Source organism: Streptomyces sp. NPDC059906 (assembly GCF_042730645.1).
Taxonomy (GTDB): domain Bacteria; phylum Actinomycetota; class Actinomycetes; order Streptomycetales; family Streptomycetaceae; genus Streptomyces; species Streptomyces rubrogriseus.
On record NZ_JBHWKU010000009.1, the window covers coordinates 232,458 to 252,960 of the forward strand.

At 72.7% G+C, this 20,503-nt stretch carries 20 protein-coding genes; 3 read left to right on the top strand and 17 right to left on the bottom strand.

Features of this window, described 5'->3' with window-relative positions; translation table 11 throughout:
* Positions 1 to 36 precede the first annotated feature (36 nt).
* Complete coding sequence (locus tag ACFV9J_RS17050) at positions 37 to 330, top strand: hypothetical protein (RefSeq protein ID WP_030868139.1); 294 nt, start codon at positions 37 to 39, stop codon at positions 328 to 330.
* A gap of 71 nt (positions 331 to 401) precedes the next feature.
* Here the strand turns inward: ACFV9J_RS17050 and der are convergent, their stop codons facing one another.
* The 5 genes from der to aroH all read right to left on the bottom strand — a co-directional run bounded on the left by der (position 402) and on the right by aroH (position 5,041).
* A complete protein-coding gene (der, locus tag ACFV9J_RS17055; protein WP_385354891.1) occupies positions 402 to 1,880 on the bottom strand; it encodes a ribosome biogenesis GTPase Der in 1,479 nt (492 codons plus the stop codon).
* A 74-nt stretch (positions 1,881 to 1,954) separates the two neighbouring features.
* Positions 1,955 to 2,617, bottom strand: coding sequence for a lysophospholipid acyltransferase family protein (locus ACFV9J_RS17060; protein ID WP_356865533.1), 663 nt, complete (start codon positions 2,615 to 2,617; stop codon positions 1,955 to 1,957).
* Positions 2,614 to 3,309 carry a (d)CMP kinase gene (gene cmk, locus ACFV9J_RS17065; protein ID WP_385354893.1) on the bottom strand — a complete coding sequence of 232 codons (696 nt, stop codon included), beginning with the start codon at positions 3,307 to 3,309 and terminating at the stop codon, positions 2,614 to 2,616. The genes ACFV9J_RS17060 and cmk overlap by 4 nt, the downstream gene beginning before the upstream one ends.
* Positions 3,310 to 3,596: 287 nt before the next feature.
* Positions 3,597 to 4,682 (bottom strand): prephenate dehydrogenase, encoded by a 1,086-nt coding sequence (locus ACFV9J_RS17070; protein WP_385354895.1) that lies wholly within the window; start codon positions 4,680 to 4,682, stop codon positions 3,597 to 3,599.
* On the bottom strand, positions 4,679 to 5,041 hold the full coding sequence (gene aroH / locus ACFV9J_RS17075) for a chorismate mutase (protein ID WP_385354897.1): 363 nt from the start codon (positions 5,039 to 5,041) through the stop codon (positions 4,679 to 4,681). The genes ACFV9J_RS17070 and aroH overlap by 4 nt, the downstream gene beginning before the upstream one ends.
* 161 nt (positions 5,042 to 5,202) lie before the next feature.
* On the opposite strand from aroH, the gene ACFV9J_RS17080 reads away from it, so the two are divergent.
* Positions 5,203 to 5,598, top strand: a complete 396-nt coding sequence (locus tag ACFV9J_RS17080; RefSeq protein ID WP_385354899.1) for a Rieske (2Fe-2S) protein — start codon at positions 5,203 to 5,205, stop codon at positions 5,596 to 5,598.
* 22 nt (positions 5,599 to 5,620) lie between these two features.
* Positions 5,621 to 6,382, top strand: a complete 762-nt coding sequence (locus ACFV9J_RS17085; protein ID WP_385354901.1) for a DNA polymerase beta superfamily protein — start codon at positions 5,621 to 5,623, stop codon at positions 6,380 to 6,382.
* On the opposite strand, the gene ACFV9J_RS17090 is transcribed toward ACFV9J_RS17085, so the two are convergent.
* The 12 genes from ACFV9J_RS17090 to ACFV9J_RS17145 all read right to left on the bottom strand — a co-directional run bounded on the left by ACFV9J_RS17090 (position 6,308) and on the right by ACFV9J_RS17145 (position 20,148).
* Positions 6,308 to 7,060 (bottom strand): DNA polymerase beta superfamily protein, encoded by a 753-nt coding sequence (locus ACFV9J_RS17090; protein ID WP_385354903.1) that lies wholly within the window; start codon positions 7,058 to 7,060, stop codon positions 6,308 to 6,310. The genes ACFV9J_RS17085 and ACFV9J_RS17090 overlap by 75 nt on opposite strands.
* A 4-nt stretch (positions 7,061 to 7,064) precedes the next feature.
* Complete coding sequence (locus tag ACFV9J_RS17095) at positions 7,065 to 8,084, bottom strand: ADP-ribosylglycohydrolase family protein (RefSeq protein ID WP_385354905.1); 1,020 nt, start codon at positions 8,082 to 8,084, stop codon at positions 7,065 to 7,067.
* Positions 8,081 to 8,800, bottom strand: coding sequence for an NUDIX domain-containing protein (locus ACFV9J_RS17100; protein ID WP_385354966.1), 720 nt, complete (start codon positions 8,798 to 8,800; stop codon positions 8,081 to 8,083). The genes ACFV9J_RS17095 and ACFV9J_RS17100 overlap by 4 nt, the downstream gene beginning before the upstream one ends.
* 84 nt (positions 8,801 to 8,884) lie before the next feature.
* Positions 8,885 to 10,000: a pseudouridine synthase gene (locus ACFV9J_RS17105; protein WP_385354907.1), complete on the bottom strand. Its 1,116-nt coding sequence runs from the start codon at positions 9,998 to 10,000 to the stop codon at positions 8,885 to 8,887.
* Positions 10,000 to 10,569 carry an SMC-Scp complex subunit ScpB gene (gene scpB / locus ACFV9J_RS17110; protein WP_385354968.1) on the bottom strand — a complete coding sequence of 190 codons (570 nt, stop codon included), beginning with the start codon at positions 10,567 to 10,569 and terminating at the stop codon, positions 10,000 to 10,002. The genes ACFV9J_RS17105 and scpB overlap by 1 nt, the downstream gene beginning before the upstream one ends.
* Positions 10,570 to 10,658: 89 nt before the next feature.
* Entirely contained in the window at positions 10,659 to 11,729 is a 1,071-nt protein-coding gene (locus ACFV9J_RS17115) for a segregation and condensation protein A (protein ID WP_385354909.1), read from the bottom strand.
* Positions 11,730 to 12,236: 507 nt separating this feature from the next.
* Positions 12,237 to 12,806 (bottom strand): hypothetical protein, encoded by a 570-nt coding sequence (locus ACFV9J_RS17120; RefSeq protein ID WP_385354911.1) that lies wholly within the window; start codon positions 12,804 to 12,806, stop codon positions 12,237 to 12,239.
* Positions 12,791 to 13,813: a ParA family protein gene (locus tag ACFV9J_RS17125; RefSeq protein WP_003977053.1), complete on the bottom strand. Its 1,023-nt coding sequence runs from the start codon at positions 13,811 to 13,813 to the stop codon at positions 12,791 to 12,793. Before ACFV9J_RS17125 ends, ACFV9J_RS17120 begins: the two co-directional genes overlap by 16 nt.
* A gap of 495 nt (positions 13,814 to 14,308) precedes the next feature.
* Positions 14,309 to 15,433, bottom strand: coding sequence for an alanine dehydrogenase (ald, locus tag ACFV9J_RS17130; protein ID WP_385354914.1), 1,125 nt, complete (start codon positions 15,431 to 15,433; stop codon positions 14,309 to 14,311).
* Positions 15,434 to 15,566: 133 nt separating this feature from the next.
* Positions 15,567 to 17,594: a tetratricopeptide repeat protein gene (locus tag ACFV9J_RS17135; protein ID WP_385354916.1), complete on the bottom strand. Its 2,028-nt coding sequence runs from the start codon at positions 17,592 to 17,594 to the stop codon at positions 15,567 to 15,569.
* Positions 17,595 to 17,758: 164 nt separating this feature from the next.
* Positions 17,759 to 18,394, bottom strand: a complete 636-nt coding sequence (locus ACFV9J_RS17140) for an NUDIX hydrolase (protein ID WP_109033544.1) — start codon at positions 18,392 to 18,394, stop codon at positions 17,759 to 17,761.
* Positions 18,395 to 18,480: 86 nt separating this feature from the next.
* On the bottom strand, positions 18,481 to 20,148 hold the full coding sequence (locus tag ACFV9J_RS17145) for a CTP synthase (RefSeq protein ID WP_385354970.1): 1,668 nt from the start codon (positions 20,146 to 20,148) through the stop codon (positions 18,481 to 18,483).
* Positions 20,149 to 20,503 lie beyond the last annotated feature (355 nt).

Sequence of the window (20,503 nt, forward strand, 5' to 3'; positions counted from 1 at the left end):
CCGCATCCCTTCCTGCGCGGGGTCGTTTGGACATACGTGTACGCATACGACGCCTTCCACCGCCACGGCGGCCCCTCGGCCACGCCGATCTACGACGCGCTCTACGCCGAGTACGTCAGGTCCTTCCGATCGCTGCCGGGCGATCGCAGCGGTGAGGAGGAGCTGGGATTCACGGCCTTCAGGAGCATCCCGCGCGGCAGAGGCGGCTACAGCGCCTACAGCGCGGGGGCCCAGAGCGCCCGCGTCGGCCAGCAGTCGGTGTGGCAGCGCGTCGGTGGCACGCACCACGTCCCGGCGGCGCTGCCACCGGCCCCGCGGTCCGGCAGCTGACCACCGGACCACTGCCGTACGACTGAGGGAGAGGGCGCCCGGCCGGGTGCCCTCTCCCTCAGTCGCAGGTGCTACTTCTTCTTCGCGCCGCGCTTCTCGCGCACCCGCACCGAGATATGGATCGGCGTCCCCTCGAAGCCGAACTCCTCGCGCAGCCGGCGTTCGATGAAGCGCCGGTAGCCCGCCTCGATGAAGCCGGAGGCGAAGAGCACGAACCGCGGGGGCTTGGTGCCCGCCTGGGTGCCGAAGAGGATCCGCGGCTGCTTGCCGCCCCGCACCGGGTGCGGGTGGGCGGCGACCAGCTCGCCGAGGAAGGCGTTGAGCCGGCCCGTCGGGACGCGGGTCTCCCAGCCGGCCAGGGCGGTCTCGATCGCGGGGACCAGCTTCTCCATGTGCCGGCCGGTCTGCGCCGAGACGTTGACCCGCGGCGCCCACGCCACCTGGCCCAGCTCCGTCTCGATCTCCCGCTCCAGGTAGTAGCGGCGCTCCTCGTCGAGGGTGTCCCACTTGTTGTAGGCGACGACGATCGCGCGGCCCGCCTCGACGGCCATGGTGACGATCCGCTGGTCCTGGACCGAGATCGACTCGGAGGCGTCGACGAGGATGACGGCGACCTCCGCCTTCTCGACGGCGGCGGCGGTGCGCAGCGAGGCGTAGTAGTCGGCGCCCTGCTGGAGGTGGACGCGCTTGCGGATGCCCGCCGTGTCGACGAACTTCCAGGTGACGCCGCCCAGCTCGATCAGCTCGTCGACCGGGTCGCGGGTGGTGCCGGCGAGTTCGTTGACGACGACGCGCTCCTCGCCGGCCACCTTGTTCAGCAGTGAGGACTTGCCGACGTTGGGGCGGCCGATCAGGGCGATGCGGCGCGGCCCGCCGACCGCGGTGCCGAAGGTCTGGGCCGGGGCCTCGGGCAGGGCCTCCAGGACCTTGTCGAGCATGTCGCCGGTGCCGCGGCCGTGCAGCGCGGAGACCGGGTGCGGCTCGCCGAGGCCCAGCGACCACAGGTAGGAGGCGTCGGCCTCGCCGCTGGGGCCGTCGACCTTGTTGGCGCACAGCACGACGGGCTTTCCGGCCTTGCGCAGCAGCCGGACGACCGCCTCGTCGGTGTCGGTGGCGCCCACCTTGGCGTCCACGACGAAGACGACCGCGTCGGCGGCCTCGATGGCGTACTCGGCCTGCGCGGCCACGGAGGCGTCGATGCCGAGGACGTCCTGCTCCCAGCCGCCGGTGTCGACGACCTTGAAGCGGCGCCCGGCCCACTCGGCCTCGTAGGTGACGCGGTCGCGGGTGACGCCCGGCTTGTCCTCGACGACGGCCTCGCGGCGGCCGATGATGCGGTTCACCAGGGTCGACTTGCCGACATTGGGGCGGCCGACGACGGCGAGGACCGGCAGCGGGCCGTGCCCGGCCTCCTCGATCGCGCCCTCGACCTCCTCGATGTCGAAGCCCTCTTCGGCGGCCAGCTCCATGAACTGCGCGTACTCGGCGTCGCCGAGCGCCCCGTGGTCGTGCTCCCCGCCCGAGCCCTCGGGGTGGATGTGGTCGTTCATGAAGTCCGTACCTCGTTCATCGTGGTGATCGGTGGAACACCCCTGTACCGGGTGATCCACTACTCAAGTGTCACTCAGCGCCCGGTGAGGCGCCTGGCGTTTTCCAGGTGCGCGGTGAGCTGCTTCTGGATGCGTTCGGTGGCCTCGTCCAGGGCCTTGCGGGTGCGCCGCCCGCTGCCGTCGCCCGCGTCGAAGGGGTCGCCGAAGACGACGTCCACGCGCGAGCGCAGCGGGGGCAGCGCCTTTATCAACCGTCCGGGACGGTCCGTGCTTCCCAGCACCGCGACCGGGACGATCGGCGCGCCGCCGCGCACCGCGAAGTAGGCCAGCCCCGCGCGCAGCGAGGCGAAGTCGCCCTCGCCCCGGGTGCCCTCCGGGAAGATGCCGAGGACACCGCCGTCGGCGAGCACGCCGAGCGCCTGCCCTATGGCCGCGCGGTCGGCGGAGTGGCGGTCCACCTTCAGCTGGCCGATGCCGGTCAGGAAGCGTCCGAGCGGGCCGACGAACGCCTCCTTCTTGATCAGGAAGTGCGTCGGCCGGGGTGCCACGCCCATGACCATCGGGCCGTCGATGTTGTGCGCGTGGTTGACGGCGTAGATCACCGGGCCGGTGGCGGGCACCCTCCAGGCGCCGAGCACGCGCGGCTTCCACAGTCCGTACATCAGGCCGACGCCGATGCGCCGGCCGACCTCGGCGCCCTTCTCGGAGGGGGCGGGCGCGGCGGAGGATGCGGTCACTTCCCGGCCCGCTTCTCCTCGACGAGGGTGACGACGCACTCGATGACCTGCGCCAGGGTGAGGGCGGTGGTGTCCACCTCGACCGCGTCGCCGGCCTTGGCCAGCGGGGAGGTCTTGCGGCTGGAGTCGGCCGCGTCCCGCTTGATCAGGGCCTCGCGGGTGGCGTGGACGTCGGCACCCTTCAGCTCGCCGCTGCGGCGGGCGGCGCGGGCCTCCGCCGAGGCGGTGAGGAAGATCTTCAGGTCGGCGTCCGGCAGCACGGTGGTGCCGATGTCGCGGCCTTCGACGACGATGCCGAGCGGCGCGGCGGCGGCGATGGTGCGCTGCAGCTCGGTGATCCGGGCGCGGATCTCCGGTACGGCGCTGACGGCGCTGACCTTGGAGGTGACCTCCTGGGTGCGGATCGGTCCGGCCACGTCCACGCCGTCGACCGTGATGGCCGGAGCGGCCGGGTCGGTGCCGGAGACGATCTCGGGCTTGCCGGCCGCGGCGGCGACGGCGTGCGGGTCGTCGGTGTCGATGCCGTTGCTGACCATCCACCACGTGATCGCCCGGTACTGCGCACCGGTGTCCAGGTAGCTGAGGCCGAGCTGGGCGGCCACGGCCTTCGACGTGCTCGACTTGCCCGTGCCGGAGGGGCCGTCGATGGCGACAATCACGGCCGGGGCGGTCGGGGCGGCGCCGTTTTCCACGAGGGACACCTTCCTGGTGCGGTGCGGTGGGTGGTGTGCGGGACGCGAGCGCGTCCCGCACAGGGCCTGTCTGATGATTCCCGTCGTCCGCCCGGAGGGCGGGCCCGGCGGCGTCTGGTGCGTGCGATCGCAAGGCGCCGGAGCGCCCTCGTGGCGGAGCCACGCGGGCGTTTCGGCGACGCGGCGAGCGTGCGTGCCAGGCGTCGCCGGGCAGGCGGGAATCATCAGACAGGCCCTAGGTTACCGGGCCCAGGAGGCCCCTCCGACAGGCGTCCGGCGCCCCGCGATCACTGGCGAATCGCCCAGCCCCGCTCCTTCAGGGCCGCCGTGAGGACGGCGGCGGCCTTCGGCTCGACCATCAGCTGCACCAGACCCGCCTGCTGCCCGGTCGCGTGCTCGATCCGTACGTCCTCCACGTTGACCCCGGCCCGTCCCGCGTCCGCGAAGATGCGGGCCAGCTGACCGGGCTGGTCGTCGATGAGGACGGCCACCGTCTCGTAGGACCGCGGGGCCGACCCGTGCTTGCCGGGGACGCGGACCTGTCCGGCGTTGCCGCGCCGCAGCACCTCGGCGATGCCGGTGCCGCCCGCGCGGCGCTTGTCCTCGTCGGTGGACTGCAGGGCACGCAGGGCCCGTACCGTCTCCTCCAGGTCGGCGGCGACGTCGGTGAGCAGGTCGGCGACCGGCCCGGGGTTGGCGGAGAGGATGTCGATCCACATCCGGGGGTCGGAGGCGGCGATCCGGGTCACGTCGCGGATGCCCTGTCCGCACAGCCGTACGGCGGCCTCCTCCGCGTGCTCCAGGCGCGCGGCGACCATGCTGGAGACCAGGTGGGGCATGTGGGAGACGAGGGCCACGGCGCGGTCGTGGGCGTCCGCGTCCATCACGACGGGCACCGCGCGGCAGTGCGAGACCAGCTCCAGGGCGAGGTTCAGCACCTCGGTGTCGGTGTCCCGGGTGGGGGTCAGCACCCAGGGGCGGCCCTCGAAGAGGTCTGCGGTGGCGGCCAGCGGGCCGGACTTCTCCCGGCCGGACATGGGGTGGGTGCCGATGTACGCCGAGAGGTCGAGCCCGCGCGCCTCCAGCTCCCGCCGGGGGCCGCCCTTGACGCTGGCCACGTCGATGTAGCCGCGGGCGACGCCGCGGGCCATGGCGTCGGCGAGCACGTCGGCCACCAGGGCGGGCGGTGCGGCGACGACGGCGAGGTCGACCGGCCCGTCCGGGGCCTCGTCGGTGCCGGCGCCGAGCGCCGCGGCGGTGCGGGCCTGCTCGGGGTCGTGGTCCGCGAGGTGGACGGTGACACCGCGTTCGGTGAGGGCGAGGGCGGCGGAGGTGCCGATGAGGCCGGTGCCGATGACGAGGGCGGTTCTCACTGGGCGATGTCCTTGCGCAGGGCCGCGGCGGCGCCGAGGTAGACGTGGGCGATCCCGGCGCGGGGCCGGTCCGACTCGATGTGGGCGAGGACCCGGACGACGCGGGGCATGGCGCCCTCGACGTCCAGCTCCTGGGCGCAGATCAGCGGCACGTCGGTGATGCCGAGGCTGCGGGCCGCGGCGGCCGGGAAGTCGCTGCGCAGGTCGGGGGTGGCGGTGAACCACAGGCTGATCAGGTCGTCGGCCGTCAGGCCGTTGCGCTCCATGAGGGCGGTCAGCAGGGCCGCGACCTGCTCGTCCATGTGCCCCGCCTCGTCCCGCTCCAGTTGGACGGCGCCCCGGACCGCTCGTACCGCCACGGCGATGCTCCTTGCTGATGTGGCCGACGTTGCTGATGTTGCCGACGTGTGTACCGGTTCTTGGTCCGTCCAGCCTAGTCAGCCCGCCGCGTACCGGCCCGCGGCGCCCGTCTCCTGAGACGCTGACGGCGGCCCCGACCTCCCTCCCCCGGAGTTGCGACATGACCCAGATCCCGGACCGCCGCACGGTCCTCCTCTGCACGGGCGCGGGCGCGGCGGCGCTCTGCGTGGGCTGCGGCGGGGGCGGCGACTCCTCGGGCGCCTCGCCGGGACAGGAGCTGGTGCGGACGGGCGACGTCCCGGTCGCCGGCGGCAAGATCCTCACCGACGAGAAGATCGTGGTGACCCAGCCGCGGCAGGGCGAGTTCAAGGCGTTCTCGGCGGTCTGCACCCATCAGGGCTGCGTCGTGTCGGACGTGCGGGACGGCACCATCGACTGCGCCTGCCACGGCAGCAGGTTCGCCGTCGCCGACGGCTCGGTGGTGCGGGGTCCGGCCACGGAGCCGCTGCCCGGGAAGCGGATCACGGTGGAGGGAAATTCGGTCCGCCTGGCGTGAGCGGCCCGCGTACGCTCCCGCCATGCGCCCCGAAGCCCCCGAGAGTCACGCGTCCCTGGTCCGCGACCACACGGTCTACGCCTGTGTCATGGGTTCGCGCGCCTTCGGTCTGGCGACGGAGGGCAGCGACACGGACCGCCGGGGCGTCTTCCTCGCGCCGACCGCCCTGTTCTGGCGCTTCGAGAAGCCGCCGACGCACGTGGAGGGCCCCGGGGAGGAGCAGTTCAGCTGGGAGCTGGAGCGCTTCTGCGAGCTGGCCCTGCGCGCGAACCCGAACATCCTGGAGTGCCTGCACTCCCCGCTCGTGGAGTCGGTGGACGACACGGGCCGCGAACTGCTCGCCCTGCGCGAGGCGTTCCTCTCCCGCCGGGCCTACGAGACGTTCACCCGGTACGCGCACGGCCAGCGCCGCAAGCTGGACGCCGACGTGCGCACCCACGGCGCCCCGCGCTGGAAGCACGCGATGCACCTGCTGCGGCTGCTGACGTCCGCCCGCGACCTGCTGCGCACGGGCGTCCTGACGATCGACGTCGGCGAGGCGCGGGAGTCCCTGCTCGCCGTGAAGCGCGGCGAGGTGCCCTGGCCCGAGGTGGAGGCGCGGATGACACGTCTGGCGCGGGAGGGCGAGGAGGCCGCCGCGCGCAGCCCGCTGCCCGGGGAGCCGGACCGGCGCCGCGTGGAGGACTTCCTGGTCCGCACCCGCCGCGCCTCAGCGCTCCAGCCGGGTCCGTACGACCAAGTCGTGCAGGGCGTCGTACGCGGTCGGGGCGTCGGGGAGGACTGACGCGCCCTGCGCCTCGTCCAGCACGCCGTGCAGCCGCTCCACGTCGGCCCGCACGCGCGCGTGGTCGACGCCCGCGTCGCCGTGCTCCCGCTCGGCCTTGGCGGCGACCAGCTCGGGCAGGTACACCGGGGCGGCGTCGACCTCCTCGACCAGGGTCGGCAGATGGGGCTGCACCTCGCCGGTGCGCATCAGGTGAACGCCGGTGAGCAGCACCCGGAAGGTGTACAGGAGGGGCTTCAGCTCACCGGTCTTCTCGAACAGGCGCCACTGAGTCTGCGCGAATCCCCGGTAGTGGTGGGCGTGGTGGGCGGTGAGGACCCCTGGGGCGTGTCCGGCCAGTTCCCGCTGCGCCTCGGTGGTGTGCACGACCAGCGGCGACAGCAGCTGCTCCAGCACGTAGCCGTTGCGGCGCAGCATCAGGCGTACGAACTTGCGCAGGTCGTGCGTGACCAGGTCCATCTCGACGCCGTCCCGGTCCCACATCCGCGACCTGGTCTCCTCCGGCTCGCGCAGCCCGACCAGGTCGGCGGCGGGCAGCAGGTGCACGCCGCGCAGGTCGACGTCGGAGTCGCGGGAGGGGAAGCCGTAGAGGTGGGCGCCGGAGACGGTGGCGAACAGCAGAGGGTACGGCTGTTCGGCCACCACCGGGGCCAGGTCGATGTCGAGGGCGTCGATCATGCGGTCAAGCGTCCCAGAGCGCTCCGAGGGCCAGCAGGTCGCCCCGGTACTCGATGCGGTCCGCCCAGTCGGCCGGCCAGGCGTCGGCTCCCAGGTGCGCGCCCGCGAAGGCGCCCGCGAGGCAGGCGATGGAGTCGGAGTCGCCGGAGGTGCACGCGCCGCGGCGCAGGGCGGTGAGTGGCTCGTCGACGAAGAGCAGGAAGCAGAGCAGCCCGGCCGCCATGGCCTCCTCGGCGACCCAGCCCTCGCCGACGGCCAGGCACGGGTCGGTCTCCGGCGAGACGGTGCGCACCGCCTCCTGGAGCCGGTCGAGTATCGCCAGGCACTCGTCCCAGCCGCGCGCGATGAAGTGCTCGGGCGTCGGGTCCTGGGCGCGGCTCCACAGGTCGCCGAGCCAGCGCTCGTGGTAGCGGGTGCGGTTGTCGTAGGCGTACGAGCGCAGCAGCCCGACCAGACCGGTCGGCTCGGCGCCCTCGGCGAGCAGCCGTACGGCGTGCGCGGTGAGGTCGGAGGCGGCGAGCGCGGTGGGGTGGCCGTGGGTGAGCGCGGACTGCAACTGGGCGGCGCCCGCGCGCTGTTCGTCGCTCAGGCCGGGGACGAGCCCCACCGGCGCGACGCGCATGTTGGCGCCGCAGCCCTTGGAGTGGATCTGGCTGGCGTCCTGCCAGGGGCGGTCCGGGGCCTTGAGGAGGTTGCAGGCCTTGAGGCAGGTGTTGCCCGGCGCGCGGTTGTTCTCCGGCGACTGGTACCAGTCGACGAACTCCTCGCGCACCGGCCGTTCCATGCGCTTGGGTCCGAGCAGCCCCCGGTCCATGGCCGTCCGCAGCCCCTTGCCCAGCGCCAGTGTCATCTGGGTGTCGTCGGTGACGATCGCGGGCCTGGGCAGTGCCATCTCCCGCCAGGGCCCGCATTTGGCGAGGATCGCGGGGACGTCGTTGAACTCGGTGGGGAAGCCCAGCGCGTCGCCGAGGGCGAGGCCGGTGAGCGCTCCGGTGGCGGCGCGCTTGGTGCCGGTGGTGGTCATGCGGGGCGTCCTTCCCGAGGGGTGCGGAGCAGCGGCGGGTGCAGGGTGGTGGCCGGGCCCGCGCGGTACACGGCGGCGGGTTTGCCGCGGCCCCCGGTCAGGCGGGCGGCGCCCGGGACGGGCTCGACGAAGCCGGGGGTGGCGAGAGCCTTGCGGCGGAAGTTGGGCCGGTCCAGGGCCGTGCCCCACACCGTCTCGTAGACCTGCCGCAGCTCGCCGAGGGTGAACTCGGCCGGGCAGAAGGCGGTGGCCAGGCAGGTGTACTCCAGCTTGGCGCCGACCCGGTCCCGGGCGTCGGCCAGGATCCGGTCGTGGTCGAAGGCGAGGCCCTGGGCCTCGTCGTACGGCACCCAGCGGGCCTCGGCCGCGTCACCGCCGCCGTGCGGCTCGGGAGGGTCCGGGAGCAGCGCGGCGAAGGCCACGGACACGACCCGCATGCGGGGGTCGCGGCCGGGTTCGCTGTAGGTCCGCAGCTGCTCCAGGTGCAGCCCGGTCACGTCCGCCAGTCCGGTCTCCTCGGCCAGCTCGCGCCGTGCCGCCTCCTCCGCCGACTCCTCGGGCAGCAGGAAGCCCCCGGGCAGCGCCCAGCGGCCCGCGTACGGCTCCTGTCCCCGCTCGACGAGCAGCGCGTGCAGCGCGCCCGCGCGGAGCGTGAGGACGGCGAGGTCGACGGTGACGGCGAACGGCTCGTAGGCGTGCTTGTCGTAATCGTGCACGAGCACCCACCCCCTTAATAGTCACTACGACTATAAAGCGGGTAGGTGCTCGGAACAACCCTTGGAGCCCTTCAGGAGCGCTCTTTAGAGCTCGACCTCCTGCATCAGCATCCCGACCTCCGTGTTGGACAGACGACGCAGCCAGCCCGACTTCTGGTCGCCCAGGGTGATCGGGCCGAAGGCGGTGCGCACCAGCTTGTCGACGGGGAAGCCCGCCTCCGCCAGCATCCGGCGGACGATGTGCTTGCGGCCCTCGTGCAGGGTGACCTCGACCAGGTAGTTCTTGCCGGTCTGCTCGACGACCCGGAAGTGGTCCGCGCGCGCGTACCCGTCCTCCAGCTGGATGCCGTCCTTGAGGCGCTTGCCGAGGTCGCGCGGGATCGGGCCCACGATGTGCGCGAGGTAGGTCTTCTTCACGCCGTACCGGGGGTGGGTCAGGCGGTGGGCCAGCTCGCCGTGGTTGGTGAGCAGGATGACACCCTCGGTCTCGGTGTCGAGCCGGCCCACGTGGAAGAGGCGGGTCTCACGGTTGGTGACGTAGTCGCCGAGGCACTGGCGGCCCTCCGGGTCCTCCATGGTGGAGACGACACCGGCGGGCTTGTTGAGCGAGAAGAACTGGTACGACTGCGTGGCGACGGTCAGGCCGTCGACCTTGACCTCGTCCTTCTCCGGGTCGACGCGGCGGCCCTGCTCCAGCACGATCTCGCCGTTGATCTCGACCCTGGCCTGCTCGATCAGCTCCTCGCAGGCGCGCCGGGAGCCGTAGCCCGCGCGCGCGAGGACCTTCTGCAGCCGCTCGCCCTCCTGCTCGGCGCCCGGAAAGGTCTTGGGCAGCTTGACGTCCTTCTTGCCCGCGTAACGCTCCCGGTTGCGCTCCTCGGCCCGCGTCTCGTACTCGCGGGACGTGGCGGGCGCGCTGCGGCCGCGCTGCTGGGGCCGCTTCGGGCCGCCCTTGGCGCCGCCGCGGGCCGAGGGGCCGCGGCCCGACTTGGGGCCGTCCTGGGTGGCGCCGGGGCCCACGTCGTAGCGCCGCTCCTCCGGGCGCGGCTTCTTGGGACGGCCGCCCTGCTTGTCGTCGCGGTTGTTGCCGGCGCCGCGGTGGTTGCCTCGGCCACCGCCACTCCCGCCGCGGCCGCCGCTGTTGCCACCACGGCTCCCGCCGTTGTTTCCGCTGCTGTTCCTGCCGCTGCTGCTTCGCATCAAAATTCCGTCTTGTCGTCTGCGTCCCCGGTATCCGGGGCGTCCGGATCGAACGACGGGACCCCTTCCAGCGTGTCGGCCTCGATCGCCTCCGCCTCCGGGAGGAAGGGCGCGAGCTCGGGGAGCTCGTCCAGGCCGCGCAGGCCCATCCGCTCCAGGAAGTAGTTCGTCGTCACGTACAGGATCGCACCTGTTTCGGGTTCCGTGCCCGCCTCCTCGACCAGACCCCGCTGCAGGAGGGTGCGCATCACGCCGTCGCAGTTCACGCCGCGCACCGCGGAGACGCGGCCGCGGCTGACCGGCTGGCGGTAGGCGACCACGGCCAGGGTCTCCAGGGCGGCCTGGGTGAGCCGGGCGTGCTGGCCGTCCAGGACGAAGCCCTCGACGGCCGCGGCGTACTCGGGGCGGCTGTAGAAGCGCCAGCCGCCCGCGATCAGACGCAGCTCGAAGCCGCGGCCCTGGACGGCGTATTCGTCGGCCAGCTCGCGCAGGGCGTCCGCGATCCGCCGCCGGGGCCGTTGCAGTATCTTCGCCAGCTGCTCCTCGGTCGCGGGCTCGTCGACGACCATGAGGACGGCCTCCAGGGCGGGCTTGAGGTCGAGGGCCGCGACCCCGTCCGGCCCGCCCTCGGCCTCCTCGGCCTCCGTGGTCTGCTCACTCACGCCTTCCGCTCCTCCTTCGGCACCTCGGGCGGCCGGTCGAACTCGTCGGTCACCGACGGCTGCGTCTCCCCGTCCCCGCCCGTCCAGCGGACCAGGAGGTCGCCGAGCGCGGTCTCCTGGTCCAGCTCGACGGCCTTCTCCCGGTACAGCTCCAGCAGGGCCAGGAAGCGGGCGACGACGGTCAGCGTGTCCTGCGTGTCCTGGACCAGCACGTGGAAGCCGGCCTCGCCCAGCTCCCTCAGGCGGGCGACGACGATCCCGGCCTGTTCCTGCACGCTGACCAGGGGCGCGTGGATGTGCTCGACGTACACCTGCGGCTTGGGCTTCGGCTGCATGGCCTTCACGGCGAGCTTGGCGAAGCCCTCGGGGCCGATGCTGATGACGACCTCGGGCAGCAGCTCGGCGTGGTGGGGCTCCAGGCCGACGGTACGGGGGTAGCGGCGGGCCTCGGCCGCGAGTCGGTCGTTGAAGATCTCCGCGATCTGCTTGTACGCGCGGTACTGGAGCAGGCGGGCGAAGAGCAGGTCGCGGGCCTCCAGCAGGGCCAGGTCGGCCTCGTCCTCGACCTCGGCGGCGGGCAGCAGCCGGGCCGCCTTGAGGTCGAGCAGCGTGGCCGCGACCACCAGGAACTCGGTGGTCTGGTCGAGGTCCCAGTCCGGCCCCATCGCCCGGATGTGCGCCATGAACTCGTCGGTCACCTTCGACAGCGCGACCTCGGTGACGTCCATCTTGTGCTTGGAGATCAACTGGAGGAGCAGGTCGAACGGCCCCTCGAAGTTGGCGAGCCGCACCTTGAAGACACCGTCGCCGGTGTCGTCGGAGGTGCCGTCCGAAGGCTCCCGGGACGACGTGGCGCCGTGCCGGCCGGAGTCCCCTCCAACGTGCTCCCCGGACGCCGCCTCGCCGCCGGCTCGCGGTGGATCCGCCGGGCCGGGGGGCGGCTCCATGGCGGAGGCGGTGTCAGGCGGGCCGCCCGCCCGTACGGCGGCCTGTCGGCCGCCTGCGGCCGAGACCCGCGCGATCGCTGCCGGTGCCCCCACGTCCGCCGGCTCCGCCACCGAGCGCACCCCGGGCCCCGAAGCATCCGGTTCCGCTTCAGATGCCCCGCGCCTCCCGGTGCCCGAAGCCCCGCCGGCCCGCTCGTCCGTGCCCGGCACCGCCGCCGCCCGGACCCGGGCCGGGTCTCCGGGCTCCGCGGTAGGCTCCCGGCCGCCTTCGGCCGAGACCCGCGCGATCGCTGCCGGTGTCCCCGCGTCCGCGTCCGCCGGCTCCGCCACCGAGCGCGCCCCGGGCCCCGAAGCATCCGGTTCCGCTTCAGGTGCCCCGCGCCTCCCGATGTCCGAAGCCCCGCCGGCCCGCTCGTCCGAGTCCGGCACCGCCGCCGCCCGGAGTTCCTGCTCGGCGGTGCCCGCTCCGGTGGACCCGGACGGGGTGGCGCCGGGGGGCGTCTGCTCCGGAAGCGGCGGAGTCGCCGACTCCCCCGGGCCCCTGCCCAACGCACGCCGGCGGCCGGGGCGCGGGCCGCGGTCGGGGCGGGGGGCGTCGTTCGAGGTCATGGCCCCCGCAGGCTACCGCTACCGCCCGCGCAGCCGTCGTACGAGGATGCTGGCGTCCCCGCGGGTCTCCAGGTCGGCCAGGACCACGGCGACCGCCTCGCGGACGATGCGGCCGCGGTCGACGGCCAGGCCGTGCTCGCCCCGAAGCACCAGGCGGGCGTGCTCCAGGTCCATCAGCTCCTCTGCGGAGACGTACACGGTGATCTTCTCGTCGTGGCGCTCACGCCCGCTGGGACGGCGCGAGGGCGATCGTCCCCGCTTGCGCGGCCGGTCGGCGGCAGAACCTTCCTGCGCGCCCGTACCCGGCCCGGGACCGCGTGCGGAGCGCTCCGTGCCCCGGGTGCGCGACTCGCCCGCCGAGCCCGGTTCCGCGTCCGCCGCGGCGTGCTCCGCGCCCTCGCCGTCACCGCCCTGCGCGGGCACCGACTGAGGTGCGTCCTCGGCGGCGGTCTGGTCGCTCTCCCCCGCCGGGGCCGGCACCCGGGCCTCGCCGCCCGCCGGTCGCCGCGGGGTGGACGCCTGGAGCGCCGTTCCCCCTGTCGTACGGAAGAGTTCGTCGGCCCCCGGCAGACTCACTCGGCGTGACACCGGGCGAGCACCTCCCTGGCGAGCTGGCGGTAGGCGGCGGCACCGACGGAGTTGGACGCGTACGTGGTGATCGGCTCTCCGGCGACCGTGGTCTCCGGGAAGCGGACCGTGCGCCCGATGACCGTGTGGTAGACGTGGTCGTCGAACGCCTCGACGACCCGCGCGAGCACCTCACGGCTGTGCACGGTGCGCGAGTCGTACATCGTGGCGAGGATGCCGTCGAGCTCCAGGTCGGGGTTGAGCCGCTCCTGGACCTTCTCGATCGTCTCGGTCAGCAGCGCCACACCGCGCAGCGCGAAGAACTCGCACTCCAGCGGCACGATCACCTTGTGCGCGGCGGTCAGCGCGTTGACCGTGAGCAGGCCGAGCGAGGGCTGGCAGTCGATCACGATGTAGTCGTAGTCGTCCATCAGCGGCTTCAGCGCCCGCTGCAGGGTGGACTCGCGCGCTACCTCGCTCACCAGCTGCACCTCGGCCGCCGACAGGTCGATGTTGCTGGGCAGCAGGTCCATGTTGGGGACCGCGGTCTTCAGCAGCACCTCGTCGGCCGCCATGCCCCGCTCCATGAGCAGGTTGTAGACGGTGAGGTCGAGCTCCATCGGGTTGACGCCGAGTCCGACCGACAGCGCGCCCTGCGGGTCGAAGTCGACGAGCAGCACCCGGCGCCCGTACTCGGCGAGCGCGGCACCCAGGTTGATGGTCGACGTGGTCTTGCCCACGCCGCCCTTCTGGTTGCACATCGCGATGATCTTGGCGGGGCCGTGGTCGGTCAGCGGGCCCGGGATCGGGAAGTACGGCAGCGGGCGTCCGGTCGGACCGATGCGCTCACGGCGCTGTCGGGCCGCGTCGGGCGCGAGCGTGGCGGCGTACTCGGGATCCGGCTCGTACTCCGCGTCCGGGTCGTAGAAGTGCCCCTCGGGCAGTTCGTCGTAGTCGGCGAAGTGGTTGCGGGGCGCGCCACTTCCGTCGCCGGCCATGGCGTTCACGTGTTGGCCATCCATACTCATGTGTGCTGTCCGAGTTGCCTGCGGACTGTGGTGGTCGGCTGCGGAGGTGCGTACAGCTACGGAGCCGACAGCCTCGAGACGCCCGGGACCATGGGTCCGTGTCGGCGTTCCTGGTTGACCACCCCCGGGAGTAAATGTCGACTCATTCACAAGTCGTCTTACCTCCTTGGTGACCAGGGAACTTCTAGACAGGTCAGCGTGGCACCATGCCGACGTTCGGCGACTCTATGGCGTGTCGGCCGTCCGCAGCAACACAATCCGCCGGACCCGGCCCGATGTGTCGGCAATGAAACATCCCTCTGTCAAGGGCGTACGGCCGTCGCACAGCAGGTTTCACCGGTGCGCGAATCGGTTGAAGCGTTACGTTCGAGGCGAGTTGACCGAGAATCGCAAAGTGACCATACACACACCCGGCCGGACCTTGTCGGGCAAGGTCCGGCCGGGTGTGTGGCGTTGACGGCGTCTGTTGACGTATCGCCTTTACCGCTTGACGACTTAGGCGAGCAGCGAGGCCAGCTCCACGTGCTCCAGCCCGTGCGCCTCGGCGACCTCCCGGTAAACGACCTTGCCGTCATGGGTGTTGAGACCCTTGGCCAGCGCGGGGTCGCGGCGCAGCGCCTCGGCCCAGCCGCGGTCGGCCAGCTCCACGATGTACGGCAGCGTGGCGTTGGTGAGCGCGTAGGTGGAGGTGTTGGGCACCGCGCCGGGCATGTTGGCGACGCAGTAGAAGACCGAGTTGTGGACCGGGAAGGTCGGCTCGGCGTGGGTGGTCGGGTGGGAGTCCTGGAAGCAGCCGCCCTGGTCGATCGCGATGTCGACAAGGACACTTCCGGGCTTCATCCGGGACACCAGCTCGTTGGTGACCAGCTTCGGGGCCTTGGCGCCCGGGATCAGCACGGCGCCGATCACGAGGTCGGCCTCCAGGCAGGCCTTCTCCAGCTCGAAGGCGTTGGAGACGACGGTCTGGATCTTCGTGCCGAAGATCTTGTCGGCTTCCCTGAGCTTGGTGATGTCCTTGTCGAGCAGGGTGACGTGGAAGCCCAGGCCGATGGCGATCTGCGCCGCGTTCCAGCCGGAGACGCCGCCGCCGATGACGACGGCGCGGCCCGCGAGCACCCCGGGGACACCGCCCGGCAGCACACCGCGGCCGCCGTTGGCGGCCATCAGGTGGTAGGCGCCGACCTGGGGGGCGAGGCGGCCCGCGACCTCGGACATCGGGGCGAGCAGCGGCAGCGCGCGGCTGGGCAGCTCGACCGTCTCGTAGGCGATGGCGGTGGTGCCGGACTCGATGAGCGCGTCCGTGCACTCCTTGGAGGCGGCCAGGTGCAGGTAGGTGAAGAGCGTCTGGTCCTTGCGCAGGCGGTGGTACTCCTCCGCGATCGGCTCCTTGACCTTCAGGAGCAGGTCCGCGGTGGCCCAGACCTCGTCGGCGGTGTCGAGGATCCGCGCACCGGCCGTGACGTACTCCTCGTCGGGGATCGAGGAGCCGACGCCGGCGTTGCGCTCGACGACGACCTGGTGACCGTGGCGCACCAGCTCGTGCACGCCGGCGGGGGTGATGGCCACCCGGAACTCGTTGTTCTTGACCTCGCGGGGGATGCCGACCTTCACGTGGATCACGGTCCTTGGCTCAGAGGATGGGCTATTACAAGGCATACCCGCTCAAGCGCGGGCACACCGGGAGAGACCGCGGGAGAATGTGCGGCAGAGCCAGTCTAATGAAGGTGTTCCGTCTGTCTAGCCTTTCAAAGCACTAATCTTCAGACACTGCGCTGCGGATTTCGCAGGCGTCCGGGGGATCTTCCCTCAACATCCGTTCGGCCGCGCTCCGCTCCAGGCCCGCCGCGGTGGGGTCGCCGAGCCGGTCGAGCGTGTCGGCGAGCCGCAGGTGCAGCGCGGCCTGGAGCCGTACGTCCTCGGCCCGGCGGGCCCAGTCGACGGCCTCCTGGCAGGTGCGCAGCGACTCCTCGGGCCGCCCGGCGTACTCCTGGACCCGGGCCAGCTCGGACAGCGCCCGCGCGTGCGCGGCCACGTCGCCGGCCTTGCGGTGTCCGGCCACCGCCGCGCGCCAGGCCCGCACCGCCTCGCCGTAGCGTCCGGCGTAGGTGTGGGCGGTGGCGAGCCGGCCGTAGACCCGGGCGGCGTCGGCGCGCTCGTCCCGGGCGAGGCGCTCGGCCAGGGCCCGGCCGAACCAGTCGGCGGCCCGGTCGTAGTCCCCCAGCTCCAGGTGGGCACCGCCCACGGATTCCATCGCACGGCCGGTCGCGTACGGGTCGTTCGCCTCCCGCCCGGCGTCCAGCGCGGCCCGGTAGCGCACCAGCGCCTCGGCGGTACGGCCGGTGCGGGCGTCCAGGTCGGCCAGGTTGAGCAGGGCCGCCGCCTTCTCCCGGGGCAGTTCGCGGCGCTCGGCCACGTCGAGGACGAGCCGGTGGATCCCGTACAGGTCGGGGGCCGCGGCCCGGGTGCCGAAGTGGGCGACCATGGCCCGCACCAACTGGGACATGAGTCTGCGGGCGAGGGTGTCCAGCTCGCCGTCGGCGACCGCGAGACGGGCCGCCGCCAGCAGGGCGGGGCGCCGGGCGCGCAGCCAGTCGGCGGCGGCCCTCGGGTGCGGAAAGCGCAGGTCGCGCGGCGTGGCGAGGAGCTTTTCGCGGGCCTGCGGGCTGTCGGTCTCGGTGACCGCCCGGCAGGACTGGAGCAGCCGCACCGTCCGCTCCAGCATGCGGGCGCGGGCCAGCTGCAGCTCGGCGGGCCGGTCGTGCCTGCGGGCCAGGGCGCCGAGCCGGCCGTGCAGGCACCCGGGGACCTCGTACTCGGGCAGCGCCGAGTCGACGGCGCGCAGCAGGCCGTGGGCGACGAAGTCGTCCAGGGTGGTGCGGGCGCCGCTCACCGAGCAGCCGGCGAGCGCGGAGGCGGTGTGCGGGTCGACCAGGCCCGCCGGGGCGAGGGAGAGCAGCCTCAGCATGCGGGCGGCGGTACTGGGCAGGGAGGCGTAGACGAGGCCGAAGACACGGCCGAGCGCGCCCGACTCGTCGCTCTCCGCGTGCACGTGCTTGGCGAGGTCCGCGACGGCCGCCTGGGGCCGGGCCGCGAGCCAGCCGCCGGCCAGGGTCAGCGCGGCGGGCTGGGCCTGGCACAGCTCGACCAGCTGTTCGGCGGCCCGGGGGTCGACGGTGATGCGGACCGAGCCGGTGTGGCGGGAGAGCAGTTCCACGGCCGACTTGGTGTCCAGGCCGCCCAGCGTGCACGGGCGGACGTCCGCGATGCCGGTCAGCGGGCCCTCGGCCACGGCGACGGCCAGGCAGTCCGGGGTGTCCGGCAGCAGCGCGTCGACCTGCTCGGCGTCGGCGACGGCGTCGAGGAGCAGCAGCACCCTGCGGTCGCCGAGCGCGGTGCGCAGGGCCTCGGTGAGGTCGTCCTCGTCGGCCCCGGGCGGCGCGGTGCGCTCCAGTGCGGTGAGCAGCTCCCGGGCGAGGCGTTCGACGGGGACGCGGGTGCCGTCCGGCTCGCTCAGCCGGGCCCGCAGCACGCCGTCGGGGTAGTCGTGCGCGACCCGCGCGGCCAGCTCCTCGGCGAGCGCGGTGCGGCCCGAGCCGGGACGGCCCGCGATGAGCAGCACGCGCGCGCGAGGGGCCTTGCGGCCGGAGAGGGTGTCGAGGCCGGCGCGCTCGATGTCGGCGCGCAGCTCCTTCAGCTCCCGGGTGCGGCCCAGGAATCCGCTCTCCGCAGCAGGGTCCTGGGACAGTCGTACGCCGTCCGTGTCCACCGCCTGATCCGTCACGGGCCACACTCCCGATCCCACCGCACGCCGGTGCCCGCCGGAAGCCCGGTTCGGGCGTTTGAGAGCCTAGTTCACGCTCTGCGACGTTCCCGGTGGAGCGCGGCGGGCACATCCCCCGATCGGATCAGCCGATGGTCACACCAGTGGGGGCTCCAAGGCCGTCCTCAGGCCTCGAAGGGGCGGGCCGGCCACGGCGCCAGGGCCGGCCGGAGCGCGTCGAGCCCGTCGCCCCGCTCCGCCGCGACCAGCGCGAGCACACCCACGACCAGGCAGTTGTTGTGCAGCTCCCCCGCGAGCACCCCCCGGACCAGGTCGGCGACGGGCACCCGCGCCAGCTCCATGTCGGCCTCTTCGTCCTCGACCTCGAAGCGCTCCCCGGCGGCCTCGGACAGGTCCCGGGCGAGGAAGATCCGTACCGCCTCGTCGCAGCCGCCGGGGGTGGTGTAGACGTCGGTCAGCACCCGCCAGTCCTCAGCCTTGACGTGCGCCTCCTCGTACAGCTCGCGCTGGGCGGCGTGCAGCGGGTTCTCGCCGGGGACGTCGAGCAGGCCGGCCGGGATCTCCCACAGCTTCTCGCGCACCGGGTGCCGGTACTGCCGGATGACCAGCACCCGCCCCTCCCCGTCCAGGGCGAGGACGGCCACCGAGCCGGGGTGGACCTGATAGTCGCGGGAGGCCACGGAGCCGTCGGGCATGACCACGTCGTCCGTGCGGACCGAGGTCTTCTTGCCCCGGAAGGGGGTCTGGCTGCCCCGGATCTCCCACTCCTCCGGGGTGTCCTTGATCGTGCTGCCCGTCATCGGTGACCTGTCCTTCCAGAGGTACGCGAAAGCCGGGGCCCGCGCCACCTGAGTGCGCGCGCCCCGGCCACCGTACAACTGGTGTGTTACTTCGACGTCTTCCGCTCGACCGCGGCCTTGACCAGCCCGGCGAAGAGCGGGTGCGGCCGGGTCGGGCGCGAGCGCAGCTCCGGGTGCGCCTGCGTGGCGACCAGGTAGGGGTGGACGTCGCGCGGGTACTCGACGTACTCGACGAGCTTGCCGTCCGGGGAGGTGCCCGAGAAGACGATGCCGGCCTTCTTCTCCAGCTCCGCGCGGTAGGCGTTGTTCACCTCGTAGCGGTGGCGGTGCCGCTCCTCGACGTACTCCTTGCCGTCGTAGACCTCGCGCACGATGGAGCCCTCGGCCAGCTTCGCCGGGTACATGCCGAGCCGCATGGTGCCGCCCATGTCGCCCTCGCCGGCCACGATGTCCAGCTGCTCGGCCATGGTGGAGACGACCGGGTGGGCGGTGGCGGGGTCGAACTCGGTGGAGTTGGCGTCCGCGACGCCGGCCAGGTTGCGCGCGGCCTCGACGACGATGCACTGCAGGCCGAGGCAGAGGCCGAGCAGCGGGATCCCGTTCTCACGGGCGTACTGGATCGCGCCCACCTTGCCGGTCACACCGCGCTCGCCGAAGCCGCCCGGGATGCAGATCGCGTCGACGTCGCCGAGCTGCGCCCCGGCACCCGCCGGGGTCTTGCAGTCGTCGGACGTGACCCACTTGATCTTCACCCGCGCCCGGTTGGCGAAGCCGCCCGCGCGCAGCGCCTCGGTGACCGAGAGGTAGGCGTCGGGCAGGTCGATGTACTTGCCGACCAGGGCCATGACGATCTCGTGGTCGGGCTTGTGGACCCGGTCGAGCAGGTCGTCCCAGGTCGTCCAGTCCACGTCGCGGAACGGCAGGTCCAGCTTGCGGACGACGTAGGCGTCCAGGCCCTCGGTGTGGATGACCTTCGGAATGTCGTAGATGGAGCGGGCGTCGGGGCAGGCCACCACGGCCGCCTCGTCGACGTCGCACATCAGGGAGATCTTGCGCTTGATCGCGGTCGGGACCTCGCGGTCGCAGCGCAGGACGATCGCGTCCGGCTGGATGCCGATGTTGCGCAGGGCGGCGACGCTGTGCTGGGTGGGCTTGGTCTTCAGCTCGCCCGACGGGCCGATGTAGGGCAGGAGCGAGATGTGCACGACGAACACGTTGTCGCGGCCGACCTCGTGCCGGACCTGGCGGACGGTCTCCAGGAACGGCAGCGACTCGATGTCGCCGACGGTGCCGCCGACCTCGGTGATCACGACGTCGACCTCGTCCGTCGCCATGCGGCGGATGCGGTGCTTGATCTCGTTGGTGATGTGCGGGATGACCTGCACGGTGTCGCCCAGGTACTCGCCGCGCCGCTCCTTGGCGATCACCGTGGAGTACACCTGGCCGGTGGTGACGTTGGCCGAGCCGTCGAGGTCGCGGTCGAGGAAGCGCTCGTAGTGGCCGATGTCCAGGTCGGTCTCGGCTCCGTCGTTGGTGACGAACACCTCACCGTGCTGGAAGGGGTTCATCGTGCCGGGGTCGACGTTCAGGTACGGGTCGAGCTTCTGCATCACGACGCGCAGGCCCCGGGCCTTGAGCAGCATGCCGAGGCTGGAGGCGGTGAGCCCCTTGCCCAGCGAGGAGGCGACACCCCCGGTGACGAAGATGTGCTTGGTCGTCGAAGCTGTGCCGGATCGAAATGCGGCGGGCGGCATGGCCAAGAGGGGGCTCCCGTGGTCGCGGTCTGGGGTGCGGTGCGTTCGTCCTCCGCCCCGGTCGTCCCGGGTGTCGTCGGCGGCGCCGTCGCTGCGGTTCCGGGGTTTTTCTCCCACCGGTCCACGGGCTACCAGCGTATCAGCGCCTCGGGGCGACGTCGTCCGGCCACCCTCCGCGCACGTCCGGACACGCAGGTGGGAAGGTCACCGTTTCCTCACACGCCGGTCACTCGTTCGGCGGACCCGGGTTGCCCGGAGCGGCACACAGATCATCTACGTGCGTCGTATCCTGCTCGGACGTTCGCTGCCGAGCCCGCCCGGCGACACGGCACCACCCCTCGCCCGTCAGCACCGG